The sequence below is a fragment of the Parasediminibacterium schistidii genome, from assembly GCF_046546515.1.
Lineage (GTDB): Bacteria > Bacteroidota > Bacteroidia > Chitinophagales > Chitinophagaceae > Parasediminibacterium.
On record NZ_JBKHKJ010000009.1, the window covers coordinates 106,373 to 126,065 of the forward strand.

18 protein-coding genes are annotated in these 19,693 nt (G+C 40.4%); 9 read left to right on the forward strand and 9 right to left on the reverse strand.

Translation table 11 applies throughout. The features are described from left to right. Positions 1–1,123: 1,123 nt before the first annotated feature. The 3 genes from ACHFIY_RS07200 to ACHFIY_RS07210 all read left to right on the forward strand — a co-directional run bounded on the left by ACHFIY_RS07200 (position 1,124) and on the right by ACHFIY_RS07210 (position 4,063). Entirely contained in the window at positions 1,124–2,326 is a 1,203-nt protein-coding gene (locus ACHFIY_RS07200) for an HD domain-containing protein (RefSeq protein WP_410845396.1), read from the forward strand. A gap of 269 nt (positions 2,327–2,595) precedes the next feature. Further along, positions 2,596–3,630: a UDP-3-O-(3-hydroxymyristoyl)glucosamine N-acyltransferase gene (gene lpxD / locus ACHFIY_RS07205; RefSeq protein WP_410845397.1), complete on the forward strand. Its 1,035-nt coding sequence runs from the start codon at positions 2,596–2,598 to the stop codon at positions 3,628–3,630. Positions 3,631–3,682: 52 nt separating this feature from the next. Beyond that, positions 3,683–4,063, forward strand: coding sequence for a clan AA aspartic protease (locus ACHFIY_RS07210; protein ID WP_410845398.1), 381 nt, complete (start codon positions 3,683–3,685; stop codon positions 4,061–4,063). 11 nt (positions 4,064–4,074) lie between these two features. On the opposite strand, the gene ACHFIY_RS07215 is transcribed toward ACHFIY_RS07210, so the two are convergent. From ACHFIY_RS07215 to serS, 4 genes are all read right to left on the reverse strand, one after another. Continuing rightward, a complete protein-coding gene (locus tag ACHFIY_RS07215) occupies positions 4,075–5,088 on the reverse strand; it encodes an NAD(P)H-dependent glycerol-3-phosphate dehydrogenase (RefSeq protein ID WP_410845399.1) in 1,014 nt (337 codons plus the stop codon). Continuing rightward, positions 5,088–6,449, reverse strand: a complete 1,362-nt coding sequence (locus ACHFIY_RS07220; RefSeq protein ID WP_410845400.1) for an efflux RND transporter periplasmic adaptor subunit — start codon at positions 6,447–6,449, stop codon at positions 5,088–5,090. The genes ACHFIY_RS07215 and ACHFIY_RS07220 overlap by 1 nt, the downstream gene beginning before the upstream one ends. 146 nt (positions 6,450–6,595) lie before the next feature. After that, positions 6,596–8,047 (reverse strand): TolC family protein, encoded by a 1,452-nt coding sequence (locus ACHFIY_RS07225; RefSeq protein WP_410845401.1) that lies wholly within the window; start codon positions 8,045–8,047, stop codon positions 6,596–6,598. Between the two features lie 117 nt (positions 8,048–8,164). Then, on the reverse strand, positions 8,165–9,436 hold the full coding sequence (serS, locus tag ACHFIY_RS07230; protein ID WP_410845402.1) for a serine--tRNA ligase: 1,272 nt from the start codon (positions 9,434–9,436) through the stop codon (positions 8,165–8,167). Positions 9,437–9,690: 254 nt separating this feature from the next. Between serS and ACHFIY_RS07235 the strand changes: the two genes are divergently transcribed. Together ACHFIY_RS07235 and ACHFIY_RS07240 are read left to right on the forward strand one after the other, a co-directional pair. Continuing rightward, positions 9,691–9,897, forward strand: a complete 207-nt coding sequence (locus tag ACHFIY_RS07235; RefSeq protein ID WP_410845403.1) for a hypothetical protein — start codon at positions 9,691–9,693, stop codon at positions 9,895–9,897. Beyond that, positions 9,887–10,213 carry a type II toxin-antitoxin system RelE/ParE family toxin gene (locus tag ACHFIY_RS07240; RefSeq protein WP_410845404.1) on the forward strand — a complete coding sequence of 109 codons (327 nt, stop codon included), beginning with the start codon at positions 9,887–9,889 and terminating at the stop codon, positions 10,211–10,213. The genes ACHFIY_RS07235 and ACHFIY_RS07240 overlap by 11 nt, the downstream gene beginning before the upstream one ends. Before the next feature lie 103 nt (positions 10,214–10,316). Here ACHFIY_RS07240 and hisS read toward each other — a convergent pair whose 3' ends face one another. From hisS to ACHFIY_RS07255, 3 genes are all read right to left on the reverse strand, one after another. Continuing rightward, positions 10,317–11,690, reverse strand: coding sequence for a histidine--tRNA ligase (gene hisS, locus ACHFIY_RS07245; protein WP_410845405.1), 1,374 nt, complete (start codon positions 11,688–11,690; stop codon positions 10,317–10,319). Between the two features lie 174 nt (positions 11,691–11,864). Then, a complete protein-coding gene (locus tag ACHFIY_RS07250) occupies positions 11,865–12,335 on the reverse strand; it encodes a low molecular weight protein-tyrosine-phosphatase (protein WP_410845406.1) in 471 nt (156 codons plus the stop codon). Between the two features lie 168 nt (positions 12,336–12,503). Beyond that, on the reverse strand, positions 12,504–13,316 hold the full coding sequence (locus ACHFIY_RS07255; protein WP_410845407.1) for a hypothetical protein: 813 nt from the start codon (positions 13,314–13,316) through the stop codon (positions 12,504–12,506). 773 nt (positions 13,317–14,089) lie between these two features. Here ACHFIY_RS07255 and blaOXA point away from each other — a divergent pair. The 4 genes from blaOXA (at position 14,090) to ACHFIY_RS07275 (ending at position 18,160) form a co-directional block, all read left to right on the forward strand. After that, complete coding sequence (blaOXA, locus tag ACHFIY_RS07260; RefSeq protein ID WP_410845408.1) at positions 14,090–14,923, forward strand: class D beta-lactamase; 834 nt, start codon at positions 14,090–14,092, stop codon at positions 14,921–14,923. Between the two features lie 296 nt (positions 14,924–15,219). Continuing rightward, on the forward strand, positions 15,220–16,458 hold the full coding sequence (locus ACHFIY_RS07265; RefSeq protein WP_410845409.1) for a glycosyltransferase family 87 protein: 1,239 nt from the start codon (positions 15,220–15,222) through the stop codon (positions 16,456–16,458). Then, positions 16,455–17,387: a glycosyltransferase family 2 protein gene (locus tag ACHFIY_RS07270; protein ID WP_410845410.1), complete on the forward strand. Its 933-nt coding sequence runs from the start codon at positions 16,455–16,457 to the stop codon at positions 17,385–17,387. The genes ACHFIY_RS07265 and ACHFIY_RS07270 overlap by 4 nt, the downstream gene beginning before the upstream one ends. Further along, on the forward strand, positions 17,387–18,160 hold the full coding sequence (locus ACHFIY_RS07275) for a polysaccharide deacetylase family protein (RefSeq protein WP_410845411.1): 774 nt from the start codon (positions 17,387–17,389) through the stop codon (positions 18,158–18,160). The genes ACHFIY_RS07270 and ACHFIY_RS07275 overlap by 1 nt, the downstream gene beginning before the upstream one ends. A 170-nt stretch (positions 18,161–18,330) precedes the next feature. Here ACHFIY_RS07275 and ACHFIY_RS07280 read toward each other — a convergent pair whose 3' ends face one another. Both ACHFIY_RS07280 and ACHFIY_RS07285 read right to left on the reverse strand, forming a co-directional pair. Then, complete coding sequence (locus ACHFIY_RS07280; RefSeq protein ID WP_410845412.1) at positions 18,331–18,633, reverse strand: hypothetical protein; 303 nt, start codon at positions 18,631–18,633, stop codon at positions 18,331–18,333. 535 nt (positions 18,634–19,168) lie between these two features. Continuing rightward, the gene (locus ACHFIY_RS07285; protein WP_410845413.1) at positions 19,169–19,435 is read right to left on the reverse strand and encodes a YtxH domain-containing protein; all 267 of its coding nucleotides are present in this window, start codon (positions 19,433–19,435) and stop codon (positions 19,169–19,171) included. Between the last annotated feature and the right edge of the window lie 258 nt (positions 19,436–19,693).

Genomic DNA, 19,693 nt, shown 5'->3' on the forward strand with positions numbered 1-19,693 from the left:
AACTTAAAAATCATTATTCGAGTTTTAAATGTAGCATAGTTACTTTGAATATGATAAAAAAAATTTAAGCCTGTGTTGCAGATTGCCACGGGTGCACAAAACTTTTTCGCTTCGTCTTGATACCCCCAGGGTAAACGCATCAAAATTCATTTTGCTCGAATCTTCGAGTTTGACACCAGTCCTGGCATATGCCACCTTATTTTATCCTTTGAAAAAAATGCGCAGCATATTTTTTTCAAAGGATAAAATAGAGTGGCGGTGCCAAAGCTACCCTCGCCTTTGGAGAGGGGCTGGGGGTGAGGTTGAAGCCCGCCGGCTATGAGGCAAAAAGACTGAAAAGAGGCATTTTTGAATAAAATAGGCAATTAGGCACAGATTAAATTTTGATGCGTTTGCCCTGTTGATACCCCCCCCAAATCTATAAAAAGCTTATCTTTGTGGTAGAAATGCACTTGATACAAACTACTTACCAAACTAGTGTCTTGGCATCCTAATCGTAGTTCTTTTTTTACTAATATTAAGATAGTTGTAGTCTCAAAATTTGGTCTTGTATTTATGGCTGTAAAATACGCGCAAATCACGCACAAAATATGCATAAAATACGCAAAAAATAAGCACAAATCACTCAAAAAATAAGCACAAAATAAGCACGAATTACGCACAAAAATTTGATGTTATTGTTGATAATCAATGGTTTACAAGGGAGGCAACGATTTTTGAAAAAAAGAAAAAGCGTTAAAACCCCACAAAAATGGCAAAACTGAAACTATTTTAATAAAAAGCAAGATAAAAAATACATTATTAAAAATATGCAAATATTGTCTCCTTGCCCTGTTCCTGTTGCCTTTTCCTTTAGGTAACTTGTCGCGGTCTTTCGTTGGGGTAAGGTTTGGCAAGGTTGCTTTTTTAATATAAAAAGCGAATAACTTTTATGCACCCAATTGCCACTAAGGCATCAAAACACAAAGAGGCACAAAGTTTTTAAGTGAAAAGAAAATACAAATCGTGTACTCTTTTTTCTAAGTGCATCTTCGAGCCTTTGAGTCTTTGTGGCAATTTCACTAACTAATTTTTAATCTTTCTGCAAAACCTACAATACCATCTTGCTATTATCTTTACACCAATGCAGAAAATAATCAACGACCCGGTATATGGTTTTATCACTATCAACCACCCGCTTATTTTTAATATTATTGCCCACCCTTATTTCCAGCGTTTGCGGCGCATACACCAAATGGCATTGGCCTATTTGGTATATCCGGGGGCAGTGCACACAAGGCTGCACCACGCACTAGGGGCTTATCATTTAATGTGCAATGCTATTAACGAGTTAAAAGCCAAAGAGGTTGAAATAACCGACGAGGAAGAACTGGCTGCCAAAGCTGCTATTTTGCTGCACGATGTAGGGCATGGTCCTTTTTCGCACGCACTGGAAGGCCAGTTGCTGCAAGGCGTGCACCACGAGCAAATGAGCCTATATATGATGCAGGCCATGAACGATGATTTTAATGGGCAATTGTCAACAGCCATTGCTATTTTTACTAATACTTACCCTAAAAAATTCCTGCACCAGTTGGTAAGTGGTCAAATAGATGTGGATAGGATGGACTACCTGACAAGGGACAGTTTTTTCACGGGCGTGAGCGAGGGAGTAATTGGCTATGACCGCATTTTGAAAATGCTGACCGTGAAAAACGGCGAGCTGATGGTAGAAGAAAAAGGCATATTCAGTATAGAAAAATTCTTAGTGGCAAGGCGGCAAATGTATTGGCAGGTGTACCTGCACAAAACCGTGCTGAGCGCAGAAATAATGCTGGTAAATATTTTAAAAAGGGCAAGGGTATTGGTATCCAATGGCGACAATAGCCTAGCAATAGGTGGGGCGTTAGACTTTTTCTTGTATGAATTTGATGGAACAATAAACAGAGAAATGCTGGATAACTTTTGCCAGCTAGACGATGTTGACTGTTCATTCGCCATGAAACGCTGGGTAAAACACCCCGACTTTGTATTGAGCAACCTTTGCAAGCGCATATTGAACCGCGAGCTGTTGAAAATAAAATTGCAAGCAGATCCTTTTGAAAATGATCTAGTAACGAAAAAAGTAGGGGATGCAGCCAAGAGGCTACAAATAAGCATTGATGATGCTAGTTATTTTGTTTTTACTGGCGAGGCAGACAATACCATGTACAAAATTGGCAACGAAAAAATAAATATTTTGCTAAAAGATGGCACTGTAAAAGACATTGCCAGTGTGGACAATTCACTGATTCATCAAACTATTTCCGCCCCAATTAAAAAATTCTACATTTGTTCTTTAGGTTGATTGTTACTACGCACTACATAGGCACAAAAGGCACATAGATTTCCCATTTGAAAAAAGGGCATATTAGTATAGATTAGGCCAGCATAGGTTTTAAAATAGGTAGAGTTTACAAAAAAAAAAACGATTTTGAATGGCCTATGTTTGCCTTGATGATAATAGGACAAGTGCATATTTCAGTTCTCTTACTTGTGGCTATGTGGTAAAATACTACCCGAGTAGTAAAAATCAGTGGTATAAAAACGACATCAAATAACTACATTTATAAGAATATGCGATTTACTGCAGCACAAATTGCGATGATGATCAATGGCAAAATAGAAGGAGACGAGAACGCCTCTGTGGCCAGTTTTGGAAAAATTGAAGACGCAACAGAGGGGCAGCTCGCCTTTTTGTCCAATTTAAAATACGAAGAATTTTTATATACTACAAAAGCCTCTATTGTTATTGTAAACAACAGCTTGGTGCTAAAAGAGCCTACTTCCGCCACCTTGCTGCGTGTTGCAGATGCCTATTCAGCATTTGCCACGCTGATGCTGAAATATGAGGAAATAGTAAGCCAGCAATTAGTTGGCATACAGCAGCCTTCTTATATTGCTGAATCGTCCACGGTTGGAAGCAATGTTTTTGTGGCAGCATTTGCCTATATAGGCGAAAATGTTACCATTGGCAACGGGGTAAAATTATTTTCCGGGGTAGTTATTGGCAATAATGTTACTATTAGCAACAATACTATTCTACACCCGGGCGTAAAAATTTATCACGATTGTATTATTGGCAGCAATGTGATTATACATGCGGGCAGCGTTATTGGCAGCGATGGGTTTGGCTTTGCCCCATTGCCCGATGGCAGCTACAAAAAAATACCCCAAATTGGCAATGTAATTATTGAAGACGATGTAGAAATTGGTGCCAACTGCACCATAGACAGGGCTACTATGGGTTCTACTATAATAAGCAAGGGGGTAAAACTAGACAACCTAGTACAGATAGCTCATAACGTAGAAATAGGCAACAATACAGTGATGGCTGCCCAAGTTGGGGTAAGCGGAAGCACCAAAGTGGGTAAGAATGTAGTGATTGGCGGGCAGGCAGGCCTTACAGGGCATATTAATATTGCCGATGGCACAAAAATTAATGCAAAAAGCGGCGTGTCAAAATCTATTAAAACACAAAACACATCTGTTACGGGTATGCCAGCAGATAACTTTATGTTTATGAAACGCCTAGAAGCATTGTACAAAAACCTTCCTGAACTGGAAAAAAGGGTAAGGGAACTGGAGAAAAGGCTGGGAGAGGGGAATTAATAGCAATTGCTAATATAGTTCGGTATTATTTTCATTTCATAATTGGTGTATTATGGGGTTAGTTTATTCTTTCATAACGCTTTCAAACCCTGTAAAAACAGAATTACAGCCATTAGTTACCAAATGTTTGGTTGATACGGGGGCTACCTATTTGGTATTGCCTCACCATATAGCCATCCAGCTTCAATTAGTTACGCTTGAAACCAGAGAAGCAACCATAGCGGATGTAAGTTCACGCAGTGTTCCTTATGTCGGCCCTGTAAAAGTAAGCTTTGAGAACAGGAGTTGTTTTGTTGGGGCTATTATCATGGGCGACGAGGTATTGCTTGGGGCAGTGCCCATGGAAGACATGTATTTGATAGTGCAGCCAAAATCGCTAAAACTAAGCGTGAACCTCGAAAGCCCCAATATTGCAAGGGGGTATGCAAAATAAATTGCTACACTTCATACCAATGACCCCTCTATCAGCTTAAACCCCTCACCCACAGGAAGCTGCTCCCACAATATCTGGTAAATAGCGGTGGCTATAGGCATTGCTGCCTGCACTAGCTCGTTGGCTTTGTAAATGCACTTGCTGGCGTTGTAACCCTCGGCTACCATATTCAGTTCTAGTTGGGCGGCGGTAACGCTGTAGCCTTTGCCAATCATATTGCCAAAAGTCCTGTTTCGGCTATATAGCGAATAGCAAGTTACCAACAAGTCACCTAGGTAAACAGAAGCAGAATAATTAATATTCCTTTGCTCTTCCTCACTTTCTTTGTCCCATACCATTTTTTTGCAAAAACCGGCCATTTCATGGGCGCAGTTGGCTATATATACACTTAAAAAATTATCGCCATACTCTAATCCATGGGCAATACCCGCACCAAGTGCATAAATATTTTTTAATACAGCGGCATATTGAACGCCTAATATATCGTGGTTTACTTTTGTCTTGATATATTCCGTGGCAAAGCTTTTCGCAATTTGTGCTGCAAATGCTTCATCTATGCCCGAAAAAGTAAGGTAAGAAAGTTTTTCCGAAGCCACTTCCTCTGCATGGCATGGGCCTAGCACAGTAAAATAATCCTCAATTGCTACATTGAAATTTTCCAGCAAATATTCATTCAGCAACTGGTTGGTATCGGGCAAAATACCTTTTATGGCCGATACTATTTTTTTGCCAATGAAAGCATCCTTAGGCAAAACCGCTAAAGCATCAATGGTATATGCAGAAGGTATGGCAATAACTAGTATATCTGACTGCGCCACCACTTCTTCTATATTATTGTTTAAAAGCAGTTGGTGGGTATCAAAATAGGCAGCCCCCAAGTAATGCGGGTTGTGTTTCCTTTTTTTGATGGCCGCAATGGTATTACTATTCCTAATCCACCAGTGGATTTTATTCCCATTGTCGGTCAATATCTTAGCCAATGCTGTTGCCCAGCTGCCGCTTCCTATTATTCCAAATTGAGTCATCAGTCCTTCTTCTTATCGTCTTCGTATAATTTTTCTTTTGGCACTACTTTTACCTTGTCGCCCGTTTTTATGGTCTTGCTTATCAGTGTGTATGGGGCTACAATTACCTCATCGCCTTTTTGCAGCCCTTCTATGATTTCTATTTTGTTAATATCCTGTATCCCAGTTTTTACCTTTACTTTTTTTACGGTACCGTCTTTCTGCAACACAAAAACTACTTCGTCAAACCCTTCATCGGCAGTAACAGATTTTTTGGCATCTGTAGTTGCCTCGGAATTGTCATCTTTCTTGTCTGCCTTCGTTTTTTCAGGCTTGTTGCTGCGGGTAGTAACGGCATTCAGCGGCACAGACAATACTCCCACTTTCGTTTTTGTTTGAATATCGGCACTGGCACTCATATTGGGCCTGAAAGGGAAGCTTTTGCCAGGTATTATCAAGTCTTTATAACTATCCAGCAGCAAGCGGATATGCACTTTGTATTCCGTAACATCGGTAGTGCTAGAAGTAAGGCTCGTAGTTGGGTTTGCAATTTTATATACAAGCCCCTTGAATTTACGGCCTGTGTAGGCATCCACTTCTATCAATGCCGAATCGCCAATTTTCACTTTGGGTATATCGTTTTCCCCCACATCTACCCTTACTTCTATGCTGCCCAAGTCGGCAATACGCATCATCTCTGTACCTACGTTAAAACTGTTTCCTGCCACCCGCTCGCCTTTTTCAATGGCTAGCAAGCTGATTACCCCATCCATCGGGGCGGTAATAATGGTACGGCTAATGTCCTTGTCTGCTTTGGCCAGCTGGGCTTTGTTGCCTAAAATATTAGCCTGGCCACTTTTAAGCCCTTCTTGTGCAGCAAGGTAGTTGGCTTGTGCAGCTAAATAAGTTTGCTGTGCAGTTTCAAATTCCGATTGGGCTATTACTTTGTCTTTCAACAGCCTTTGCTGGCGGTCGTAGTTGGCTTTTGCTTGGTCTAGCGTGGCTTTCAAGCCCACAATGCTGGCGGCAGAGTTGCCAAGCTGCGCCTGTGCTTGGGTGAGGCCAGCGGCCACTTGGTCCCGTTGTGTAGCATATATGTCGGCATAAATTTTTGCCAGCACTTTGCCTTTTTTCACGGTGTCGCCTTCGCTTACATATAAGTCAGTTACCTCACCGCTTATATCTGGGCTTATTTTCACCTCGACTTCTGGGTACACCTTGCCGCTTGCATTTACTGTTTCAGTAATGGTGCGTACCTGTGCTTTTTCAGTGGCTACAAGCACGCCTTCTTCTTTGCCTATAATACCCGCTTTCTTCAACCCAAACAAAACGCTTGTTACCAGCACCACCCCAACTATTATCCAGATTAATGTTTTATTCATTGTAATTTTTTTGTCGTAAGTAAAAATCGCGAGTGTGCGGGAGTTGATCGGAAAATAAAGGCAGTTTATAGACAGTTAAACGGGAATCGCAAGTCATCGGCAACCAACTTGCGATTCCCGTTCAACTCTCGCCTAACTACTGTTTCTTACAATTTCAGCCCCTGCCCTTTGTAAAATTCCAGCAATTTCATTTTAAAGATATAATCATATTCGTTACTGGCCTGTTGCAACTTGGCACGCAACAAATTATTTTGATTGGTCAATAAGTCTAAGGTACTCAACAAGCCTACATCATACCTTTTTGTAGCAAAATCATAGGCTTTTTGGTTGCTTTCCACGCTTTTCTTGCCAGCATTCAATTTTTGCAAGGCGGAAATGGCATTGGTATAAGAAGTAAAAATATTTTGCTTCAATGTATTGTCCGCACCTTCCTTGTTCAGCAATTGTGTTTTATAGTTCAGCTTCGATTGTTCATAAGCTATCCGGTACTGCCCATTGTTGAAAATAGGAACGCTAAGGCTAAAACCAACGGTTTGGCCAAAGTTATTGCTTAGTTGGTTGCCATAACCTTCCCACAATTGCCCAAAGCTGCGTTTGGACTGAGTAATTGTGGCATTTGGGGTAGCAACAGTGTATGTATTGCTACCAATAGTAACTAAATCGCCATTGGGTACATAGCCGTTGAAACTGTAACCATATTTTTTAAAGGCATTGTAAAAATTGCTTGCTAGGTTCACCCCAAGGCTAAGCGTAGGGTACATTTGGGCTTTGTACACTTGTATGTTTTTGTCGGCAGCTTTTATACGCAAGTCGTTGCCTTTTTGCAATGGCTGGTTGCCCAAAGCCAATTGGTACACAGCTTGTGGCTGCAACTCTGCCAAAGGCAATACAGGTATATTGCTTGCTTCGGGTATTACCACTTCAAAAGGTGCAGCCGCATCTAGGTTTAGCACGCCTTTTAAGGCCAGCACATTCTGTTCAAAAGTTGTTTGAGTGGTTATATAAGTGCTGCTGTCGTTGGCCAATTGTGCTTCCAGTTCTACTTGGTTCAGTTCTGGCAATGCGCCGGCTAGCACTTTTTTTTGTGTAATATCCAATTGAGCTTTTGTCTGGGTTATTTGTACCTGGCTAATGGTTACTTGCTCTTTTGCTGCCAGTACTTGCAGGTAATAAGTGCAAACGCTTAGGGCGGCATCGCTGGCAGCTTTTTGTACATCCATCAAAGCAGCCTGTGCGCTAAACTGGGCATAGTCAACAGTATTCTTTAATCGGTTGAAATTATATACCTGTATGCCGCTTTGCAATTGTATGTTTTGGTAAAGCGACTGCACATCGCTGTAAATATTGGTAGTTCGGTCTATTGAGCGGCCAAACTGAGTGCCCAAGCCAGAGGATAAACTTGCATTGGGGTATTTGGCCAACTGTGCCTGCTTTAGCTGCAAGGCAGCAATGCGCGCCTGCACATCGGCTTGCTTCACGGAGATATTGTTTTTCATTGCGTAATCAACGCAACGGCGCAAGTCCCACTTGCCAGTATTGTCCTGTGCGGTGGCTTCAAGGGTTATGATGATAAAGGAGAGATATAATATGCGTCTCATAATTACTCAAAAATAAACGAAACACTTTGATGTTAGCAAAAAATTATGCCCCCATTCCCTAAAGGGGTGCTAGCTAACGCCTCCTTAACGCCCCTTTAGGGGATGGGGGTATCAGGTTCACACAATCACCCTGCCACCAAAATAGCTATGCAGCACTGCTGGCAACACTATGCCCTCTGCTGTTTGGTTGTTTTCTAGCAAGCAAGCCACTATCCGCGGCAAAGCAAGGGAGCTACCATTGAGGGTATGTGCCAACTGGGTTTTATTGTTACCGTCTTTAAACCTGCATTTCATCCTGTTGGTTTGGAAGTTTTCAAAATTGCTTACGCTGCTCACTTCCAGCCAACGTTTTTGGGCGGCGCTATAAACTTCAAAGTCGTAGGTAATGGCACTGGCAAAGCCCATGTCGCCGCCACACAAACGCAAGATGCGGTAAGGCAGTTGCAAAGCATTTAGCAAAGCCTCTACGTGGGCAACCATCTCGTCTAGAACGGCATAGCTTTTGTCGGGATGGGTTATTTGTATTATTTCTACTTTCTCAAACTGGTGTACCCTGTTTAGCCCACGCACATCTTTGCCATAGCTGCCTGCCTCCCTGCGGAAACAAGGGCTGTAGGCCGTCATTTTTACTGGCAAATCTTCTTCCTTCAAAATAGTATCCCTATATACGTTTGTAACAGGCACTTCCGCCGTAGGTATCAGGTATAGCTTGTCTTCCGTGGCATGGTACATTTGCCCTTCCTTGTCTGGCAACTGACCCGTGGCAAATGCGCTTTGCTCGTTCACCATAAAGGGCGGCAGGTATTCTAAATAGCCAGCATTGGTATTGAAATCTAGGAAATATTGCACCAAGCTGCGTTGTAGTTTTGCCCCCTTGCCTGTGTAAAAAGGGAAACCGCTGCCGGTAACTTTATTACCTAGTTCAAAGTTGGCGAGTTTGTATTTTTCCAGTAAAAACCAATGTTCTACTGCTTTGTCATAAAGGGTAGGGATACTACCACCTTGCCTTACCACCACATTTTCCTCGGGTGTTTTGCCAATAGGCACTTCCTGGGCAGGCAGGTTGGGCAACTGCACCAATGCTTCGTACAGTTCTTTTTCTACGGCGGCCAACTTTTCTGCAAGCAGGGTTGACTGTTCCTTAAAACCAGCCACCTGCGCTTTGGCGGCTTCGGCTTCTTCTTTTTTGCCTTGCCCCATTAGCTTGCCTATTTCCTTAGAGGCGGCATTAATGCCAGCTTGTGCAGTATCGTATCCTACTTGTATGCTTTTTCTTTCATCGTCTAGTGAAACAATGGCATCTACCAGTTCCAGTTGCTTAAAATTTTTTACTCCCAAACGTCCTTTTGCCCATTCTGGGTTATTCCTCAACACGCTTACCTGTAACATAAATCTAGTTTACAATTTCGGCAAATATAGATTGTACAGGATTTTGAATTTTAAATTTTGGTAGGGAGCAAGGGAAAATTTAACCAAAAAGCACACTGAGAAAAATTGCATCATTTTTAGCAAATAGATTGTACATAAAGAACAAAAATCAAAAGGGCAAAACCAAATTTTTTATACACTTCAATTTAGTTATTAAGCAGCAGTTCCGATAAAATCTTCTTATTTTGCGCTAGGTATTAATAAATGGCAGTATTATGAAATTATTATTAGAGATAAAAGATGAAAAAGCAGATTTTATAATGGAATTGCTGCGTAATTTTTCTTTTGTGAAAGCAGAAACGATAAGCCAAGAAAAAAAGGAATTTTTGCGCGAACTAAAAGGAGCGGTGGAGGAAGTAAAGCTTGCCAAACTAGGAAAAATTAAACTTAAACCAATTGAGCAGTTAATTGATGAGTTATAATATTGAAGCTACCTCTTTCTTTGAAAAACAACTAAAGCGGCTGGTGAAAAAATTCCCATCGCTAAAGAATGAATTTATCCAACTTATAGCATCGCTAAAAGAAAATCCCGAACAGGGTAAATCTTTAGGAAATAATTGCTATAAGATAAGAATTTCTATTGCGTCTAAAAATAAAGGCAAATCAGGTGGTGCAAGAGTTATTACATGTGTGCAAATCATCCAAACTAAAATTTACCTTCTTTCCATTTATGACAAGTCTGAACAATCAGACATTACCGATAAAGATTTGGATAACCTACTCTCTCAATTACCATGATTAATTAAACCCAGATTTTCCTGTTGAAATCTATTGCAAGCGCCAACTACTTCAAACACAAGCATTTGAGCCTTTTATAACGAAGTCAACTGCAAAATCTGGGTTAAAATACTTCCGCCAACAACTCCCCCTGTGCAACCGTCTTTTGGTCACCCGTAATTAAATTCTTAATCACGCAAGTGCCTTCTTCCAATTCTTTACTGCCTAAAATAATGGCATAAGAAATTTGTTTTTTCTCGGCATATTTAAACTGCTTGTCAAACTTGGTGGTTTCGTGATACAGTTCGCAACGTATATTTTTAGCCCTGAGTTGTTGCATCAACCCAAAGGCTTTTTTGCTTTCTGCCTCGCCCAAATTAAAAAACAATACTTGTGTACCTACCTGTACTGTTTCGGGGAATAGTTTTAGTTCCTCCATCACGTCATATATCCTATCAACCCCAAAACTGATGCCTACGCCAGGCACATTCGGCACTCCAAACAATCCTGTAAGGTCGTCGTACCTGCCACCACCGCCAATGCTGCCCATTTGCACGCCCTTGGCTTTTATCTCGAAAATGATGCCTGTGTAGTAATTAAGGCCACGGGCAAGGGTGAAGTCGGTTGTGAGTGATGAATTATGAGTTATAATTGGGGCATAGTTTAGGATGTATCCTATTTCGTTGATGCCTGTTTTGCCAGTTTCATTGTCTTTTAATAAACCGCCAATAGCTGCAATTTTTTCTTCGTTGCTGCCACTAATGGCGAGGTATTTTTCTATTGTAGTTATTTGTGTTTCATCCAAGCCACGCTGTGCTAGTTCTTCCTTTACTTTTTCTATGCCTATTTTGTCCAGCTTGTCTATGGCAATGGTAATATCTGTTAGCTTATCTACCCCGCCACATACCTCGGCCAATGCAGCTAGTATTTTTCGACTATTGATGCGTATTTCTACCTGAATGCCCAGTTTTTCAAACACAGTAGCATAAATATTTACCAACTCAACTTCATTTAGCAAGCTTTTACTCCCTACCACATCCGCATCGCATTGGTAAAACTCGCGGTAGCGGCCTTTTTGCGGCCTGTCTGCCCGCCATACTGGCTGTATCTGGTAACGTTTAAAGGGTAGAGTAAGCTGCCCATAGTTCATGGCCACATAGCGAGCAAAAGGTATGGTAAGGTCGTAGCGGAGGGCACGTTCCGTGATGCCCTTGGTGTTTTTGCCCTCCAGCACTTTTTCAAAATCGGCTTTTATTTGCGGGTGCTTGGCTATGTTGTCTAGCCCATTGTTCAGTATCTTAAAAATTAGCTTGTCGCCCTCCTCGCCATACTTGCCCATCAGGGTTTCTAGGTTTTCCATGGCTGGTGTTTCCAGCGGCGAAAAGCCATAAATTTCAAATACAGAACGGATAGTATTAAATATAAAATTGCGCTTGCGTACCACGTCTGCTGAAAAATCCCTTGTGCCTTGTGGTATGCTTGCCGATGTTTTTGCCATTATTCTAACTTTTTTTGTTACCGTATCATTTATATTGCCACAAAGGTTCAAAGGCTCAAAGTAGCACGAAGAAAAAAAGCAAAAGGATTAAATACCTTTCATTTTTTCCTTCAAACCTTTGTGCTAATTTGTGTCTTCGTGCCTTCGTGGCATATTTACTCCAATTGCACTTGTTTATCCTTTTTCGGAATGGGAATACTTTTTTATGATTTGGTCGCAGGCTTTGCCTATCATGGCATATACTGCTTTAAAATCTTCTATGCCGCCATACCATGGGTCTGGCACTTCCCGGTTTTCGTGGGGGTATAGCTCGTTGAGCAATAGGTCTATTTTTGTTTCGTCCCACAAGCTGCCTGCCATGCGCTTTACATCCGCATAGTTGCTGCTGTCCATCACATATATCTTGTCAAAATCCGTAAAGTCTGTTTTCCTGAATTGGCGGCAATGCTGCCCGCTAATATCCACCCCATTTTGTTTGGCTACTTTTTGCGATAAAACATGCGGTGCTTCGCCTACATGGTAGTTGGCTGTGCCGGCACTGTCCACCTGCCAGCCTAATCCTGCTGCATCGGCTTTTGCTTGCAAAATGCCCTCGGCCAGCGGGCTTCGGCAAATGTTCCCCAAACAAACCATCAATACTTTCATGGGGCAAATGTAAAGCAAAGAGCAACTATATGTACAGCCACGAAGGCTAAAAGTAGCACTAAGAAAAAATAAGAATCAATAGTTTATCTTTATCTTACTTCAAAACTTTGTGCCTCTTTGCGACTTCCTGCGTTCGTGGCATGTTACCCCAAATTATAGCTGAATATCTTACTCCCTTTTGCCCATGCCGAATGTAACCCCAAGGCTTAATATCCATTCGTAAGTGCCGAAAGCCTGCTTGGCTGTGCCCTCATACACTTTGAGGTTGCTGTATCGGGCATAATCTAGCTTTTGGGCATACTCTAAGTAAACACTTTTGAAAAAAGTGGCCCGTACCGCCCCTTCAACACCCATGTTCCATCCACCAAACTGGAAACCTTGTGCATTTTCTTGCCCAAACAGTTTGTTCTGCACATGAGGTATTACGGGGCCAATGCCTGCTTTGCCAAAAGCATCTACCCTTACATTCCTGTTGGCCGATTCGTAAAAATTCCACCGCTTAGTAAGGTTGAACAGCAGGAAATTAGCCCCATTGTTCAGGTAATAATAAAACCCGTTGCCTTCCCTAAATGAAATAGTAGTATCCACCTGCCTGCCTTGCAGCTTTCCTACAAGCCGGGCATCCTGCTCGGCAAAAATGAATTTGGTATGGTCAAAATTTATTTCCCAGCCCAGCCCTCTTTTCTTATTGAAAATATACCCCAGCCTGTAGTTGTACTGTGGTATAGAGAGTGCAATATGAAAAAGCCCTTCATCCCACCCTGGATGGTCGTGCCCAGAAATGCCTTTAAAAGTGTAGTCATTATCCAAACTAGATTGTTTTACCCGCACATTGCTATGGGTGTACCATTCCTTGTTGTACCCCCATGAAAAATAAAATTGGCCTTTCCTTTCTTTCTTTTTTTTGGCTTGTTGCGCCTGAACAGATAAGGCAGCAATAACAACAATAAACAGTAGTAATAATTTTTTAAGTATCTGCATGATTAAATTTAAAATAAAGAAAGGTGCTTGTGGGTTGAAAAAAATGGATATAAAAAACAGAAACCCAAGGGTTGCAAATATAAAGTAGCCTTTTGTTACAATAAATCTAAGGCTAATTCTTTTTTTGAGGCGCTGGTGAGTGCCAACTTAATATTGCCTGCAGCTTTGATTGTAGACATAATGAAAACTTCTATGACCCATATTCAGGGGCGTTGCTCGCTTGCTTTTGCTAATTTTTAGTGCCCTGAATTTATTTTTTAGGCATTCCTGCATACTAACTCATTGAAATACAGGGCTTTATTGTTTTAAACAATGAGTGATTTGTGAGTGAAACGTGAGTGTTTTTTGAGTGATTTTTGAGTGATTCATGAGTGAAAAGTGAGTGATTTGTGAGTGAAAAGTGAGTGCTTTTTCGTTTTTTTTTTTTGAGTACAGATGTAGTTTATAATGACGTTTTTTTGTATGTTAAAAAGTAGCCTACAGGGCAGAGAACCAAGGCTAGCGCAACCACAAGGATTGAACCAACGAAAACAAGGGGGCATATACTACAAAGTTGGGATTGATTTGGGACCTGTGCAAAAGAACAATCCTATATGGGGGAAATATGCCCCCATAAGTAGCCAAAAATGCCCCCATGGTGGGGGAAAACCTACGTTATATTAACGGCTTCAAACTAACCAGTACCTCAAAAAAAATTAGCTCTCGCAATTCCTAATTTATAATTCCTAATTCATAACCTACCTTTGCCACTCATTTAAAAATTGCAACTATTAATGGTTAATAAATGCTCATTTACCGCTTTGCTGCTTATTGTTTTGTTTCTTGCTGCCTGCTCCCCCAACAACGTAACCATTGACAGTAGCCTAAAAGCCTATTTCGACAGCAGCAAGGTAGATGGCTGCTTTGGCTTGTACGACAATGGCTCTGGGCAGTTTACTATTTACAACCTTAATAGGTACAAAGACAGTGCTTACCTACCTGCTTCTACTTTTAAAATTGTAAACTCGCTAGTTGGTATAGAAATTGGCCGTATTGTAAATGAGCGGATGGTGATAAAGTGGGATGGGGTGGTAAGGATATTCCCCGGCGGCGACACTGCCAAAGCCTGGAACAAAGACCTGACAATGGAAGAAGCATTTAAGGCTTCTGCAGTGCCTTATTACCAAGAAGTAGCAAGGCGCATTGGCCGCGACACGATGCAGCACTGGCTAGACAGCCTGAAATATGGCAACAAAAAAATAGGCAGCCATATAGATAGTTTTTGGCTAGACAACACATTGAAAATAACCCCCGATGAACAACTAGGGCTGGTAAAAAAACTATATTTCGGGCAGTTGGGCTTTCAAAAGCGCACGCAGGACATCGTGAAAAAAGTAATGCTGCAAGAAAGCAATGCCAACTACAGGCTAAGCTATAAAACAGGCTGGGGCTTTAAAGAAAATGGCAACAGCGTTGGCTGGACGGTAGGCTGGATTGAAGAAAACCATCACCCCTATTTCTTTGTCTTGAACATTGAAGGGCCGCATATAATGGATATGCCTACCATCAGGAAAAACATATTGACAAGCATTTTGAAGAAAGAGGATTTTTTTGAAGGCCGGAAATAGTATAGTGTTACTATTCCACCCGTCGGATATAATTTTTTAGCCACAAAAACACGAAGAAACACTAAGAAAAATAAGGGTAAAAGATATTGCTACATAAGAGTTTTCTTCTTTTTCTTTTCTTCTTCCCTTAACCTTTGTGCTTCTTTGTGCCTTCGTGGCAGATTAACCAAACTTGTACCTGAGTAGTAGCCTATTTTCTTTCTTCCCTTTTTGAAAACTTATATAGCGAGCAGTTGCCAAACATGCTGTAAATTCATTTTCTTTGCATATACAGCACAATAAATTTAAAATGCTAAATGCTTGCAATTACATTGAATAAGCTGAGGGGAGCAGCAACAAGTTTTATATCAAAAAAAGTGCATATTGGCCTTTGGCATATAAGTATGCCTGTATTTATATGGTTTTTACTAACCATTGTAGCGGTGCTGCTGGAAATGAGTAGGGGCATAGACGATATTAACAATTATATTATATACAAACAAGTTTTTTGGCATCTTACAAAGCACCAGAACCTATTTGCAACCTACCCAAATGAATATTGGGACTTAAACCATTATGGGCCATTATTTGCCATTGTAATTGCCCCTTTTGCCCTGATGCCTGTTTATATAGGATGCTTTTTTTGGTGTATTGCCAACGCATGGGTTTTGTATTGGGCCATACAAAAATTGCCTATAGCCAATGCTGCAAAAATGAGTATTTACCTGATTGCCGCTGTAGAGCTAATGACCTCTATACATAATGTGCAGTTCAATGCCATGATTACAGGCTTTATTATACTATCGTTTGTATTTGTAGAAGAAGGTAACGATTTTTGGGCAACTTTTTTTATAGTAATAGGCTTCCTTACCAAAATTTATGGCATTGGTGGGTTAGCCTTTTTTCTATTTAGCAAAAACAAAATACGCTTTATTTGGTCATTTGTTTTTTGGCTAGTCATATTGTTTGCCTTGCCTGTTATCATTACATCCCCTGCTTTCCTAGTACAATCTTATAAAGATTGGTACAGTAGCTTGGTAGAAAAAAACATAGCCAACATCAACCTGTCGGCTGTTGGCGGCATGCAGGATATTAGTGCCATGGGTTTTATACGCCGTGTTTCGCATTATTACAGTATGCCTAGTTGGTGGGTGCTTGCACCTGCTATGTTACTATATGTTTTACCAATTATTAGGTTTAAACAATATCAACATTTGCCATTTAGGCTGTTGTATTTGGCTATAACCTTAATTGGCGTGGTGGTGCTTAGCTCCTCTGCCGAAAGCCCTACTTATGTTATTGCAGTTGTGGGCGTGGCTATATGGTTTATTGCACAGGAAAAACCCTTGTCAAGCTGGAAAAAATGGCTACTTTGTTTTGTAATTATTTTTACTAGCTTTTCTTCAACAGATTTTTTCCCCCCATATGTACGGCAGCATTTTATCACGGCATATAGCATTAAGGCGTTGCCATGTAGCTTGGTTTGGCTAGCTACGGCATATCAATTGTTAGTTTCCGGGTTTTCAGTTTCTCAAGCCAAAATTGCAGAAGGATGAAAAAAAATGTTTCCATAGTAATACCTGTTTATAATGAAGCAAAAAATATAGCTAATATCCTGCGTGCAATAAACAATGTGCTTCAGCCTATGCAGGCAAAATATAGCTTCACTGTTACTTTTATTGACGACGGCAGCAGAGATGGCACCCTGCAGGTAATAAAAGAACAGGCGGCAAAGAACCAACATATTTTTTTTGTGTCTTTTTCTAAAAACTTCGGGCATCAAAATGCCCTCAAAGCTGGCTTTGATGTAAGCAATGCGGATTGCGTGATAACAATGGATGGCGATTTGCAGCACCCGCCCGAATTGCTAGCACCTATGCTAGAGCAATGGGAAACAGGTTCTGACGTTGTTTTTACGGTACGGCAAGACCAAAAGGAACTGTCGTATTTCAAGCGGAAGTCGAGCATGTGGTTCTATAATGTTTTAAATAGCCTTAGCGATATAGAAATAGAAAGCGGTACGGCCGATTTCAGGTTAATGGACAAAAGGGTAGTGGACATACTTAAAACATTTGAAGAAGTTGACCTTTTTTGGCGTGGGCTGGTAAAATGGCTTGGTTTTAAGCAGTCGTCCATAGAATATATGCCCGCCGAACGAACTGAAGGGCAAAGCAAATATACCTACAAAAAAATGGTGCAGTTTGCACTAAAAGGCATTACTTCTTTTAGCACCAAGCCATTATCTATCGCCATATATGTTGGCTTTACTTTTTCACTATTGTCTTTGCTTTATGTGCCGTATGTATTGTACAGTTTGTGGAGGGGGAACAATTTAAGCGGTTGGGCTAGCATTATTGTAACAATCGCTTTTTTTGGGGGCTTGCAGCTAACTATTTTGGGCATCATTGGTATGTACCTAGGCAAATTATTTATCCAAAGCAAAAACAGGCCGCACTATATTATTAATGAAACAAACATTAAGTGATGCGGCATATTTTATTGAGTTTTGACGTGGAAGAATTTGACATGCCGCTGGAGTATAACCAACCGATTGCCCTAAGCGAGCAATTGGAAATAGGCAGGCTAGGGCTTGAAGCAATTATGCCTTTTTTAAAAGATAAAAACATAACTGCCACTCTTTTTACAACCGCTACTTACGCTATCCATTTCCCCGATACCATCAGGCAGCTAGCAACGCAGCACGAAATTGCATCGCATACTTATTATCATTCCGAGTTTGAAAATAAGCATCTCCTAGCATCAAAACTAAAACTAGAAGCCATTACAGGCAAACCCGTAACAGGCTTGCGTATGCCCCGAATGCGAAAGGTAGAAATGAGTGAGGTGATAAAAGCAGGGTATGCCTACGATTCGTCTATAAACCCAACATGGCTTCCTGGCAGATACAACAACAGGCACTTGCCCCGCACAAAGTACATTGATGATGGCATGGTACGCATACCGGCATCGGTAAGCCCCAACTTGCGTATCCCTTTGTTTTGGCTGGCTTTTAAAAATTTCCCTTACGCTGCTTTCAAAAGTTTGGCATTGCAAACTTTGCGGAAAGACAGCTATATATGCCTTTATTTCCACCCATGGGAATTTACAGATGCCATAAAAGAAACGGCATTGCCTGTCTACACAAAAAGATGGTGCGGACAGCAATTGGTTGATAGGTTAGGTTGGTTGATAAAAGACTTGGCGAAAGAAGGGGAGTTTGTTTCGATGCAGCAATGGTTGGAAGATGGGTATTTGTAGCCACAAAGCCTAATAAGCAAAAAGAAAAAAACTATGTGCCAATACAAGCAATTAATTTTTATCCCTTTGTTTATTTGATAGGTTTATTTTCGGGGGCAGTCATAAAAAAAGAAGCGCAAGTATTTTAGCAAACGCTTGCGCTTCTTTTTTGCCATACTTGGCATTTGGAATTAAAAATTATTCAGTAGCCCTGTCAATACAAATGTAAATACATACAACAAGGTTGTAATGAACGAGAAAAGCCTGATAAAGGCAACGCTATCAGTCATTTGCTTGATTACAAAACTTGCAATCATTGCAAAAATAGCGGTTACAAACCCAATGACCATTAATGTATGCCCCAAGGTAATGCTCACAATATTGGTTGGTACTTTGTCAAAGTCGCAAAACATTAGGAATACATATAATAAAAAGCTTGTACAAAGCACAACAATTGTTGCTTCGCTTATTTTGTTGTAAGTTGATGTTGTCATGTTTATCAGTATTAAATTGTGAAAAATCGTATCGCTATTTTAATTTGTTGAAAATTTTCTATTTTATTTATGTTTCATGCAGCGTTATTGAAAAAGCATTTGTCCTATTTATAATGTCTTATACAAAGTTGTAAGCACAAATTTTGAAACGAATTTTTAAGTTTACTGTAAGCTATATCCAAAATAAGGCACAATTTGTTATGCGATTAACTCTTAATTAAAAGTTAAAAACAACAGCTAGTGAATTGCTATTTTCATGCCAACATTTAAAGTTTGCAATTCAAAATTGATAATCTTTGTCCTACTGCTGAATTTCTTTGCAATTTTCTGTGCTTTCCGCCCTTGTATTTCACCCAACAAGTATGTATTTTATTTATCCCTTAATAATCTTTTGCACTTTGAATAAATTAATTAATAATTTTTGGGCATAATAAAATTTTTTCGCATCTTTTTCATAAGCCCTTAATAGCTTAAGTGCAAGGCGATATACTTTTATTATGCCCAATAACCTCCTATAAATAAATAAACTCAATATTTACGAAAGGCTTGATTCAACCGTTTTTTTAATCCCATTCAAATGCACTTTGCTTTTGCTAAGCAAAGACTCTGCATCGTTCTTGATGCTTTCATATTTGTCTGTTAGTTCATCCAGCACATCATCAAATTTATCTTTTAGATCTTCGCCTTTTTGTGCTATTTTCTTTCTTGTCCTTGCTCCTTTTTCTGGGGCAAACAATAATCCTGCTGCTGCGCCTACTACAAGGCCAGCCAAAACGCCTGCTACTACTTTACCTGTTGACATGATTTGTTTGTTTAAAAGGTGATTAAATTAATTTTAAAAAAAAGGTTGTAAGCCAATATCCTTTTATGAGGCAACTTGCACCCTCTCTAATAAATCCAAGAATAATGCCAGTTCTTTACTGTAGAATGCAATACACCGATTTTTTTATGCTTTTTATGTTGCTTGGCAACCTTTTTCGGGAACGTTTCCGAAATTTTGGCAGCCCCACGTCTTTTTAACTTTTATATTTTTATACACTGCATCGGCATGATTGGTTTA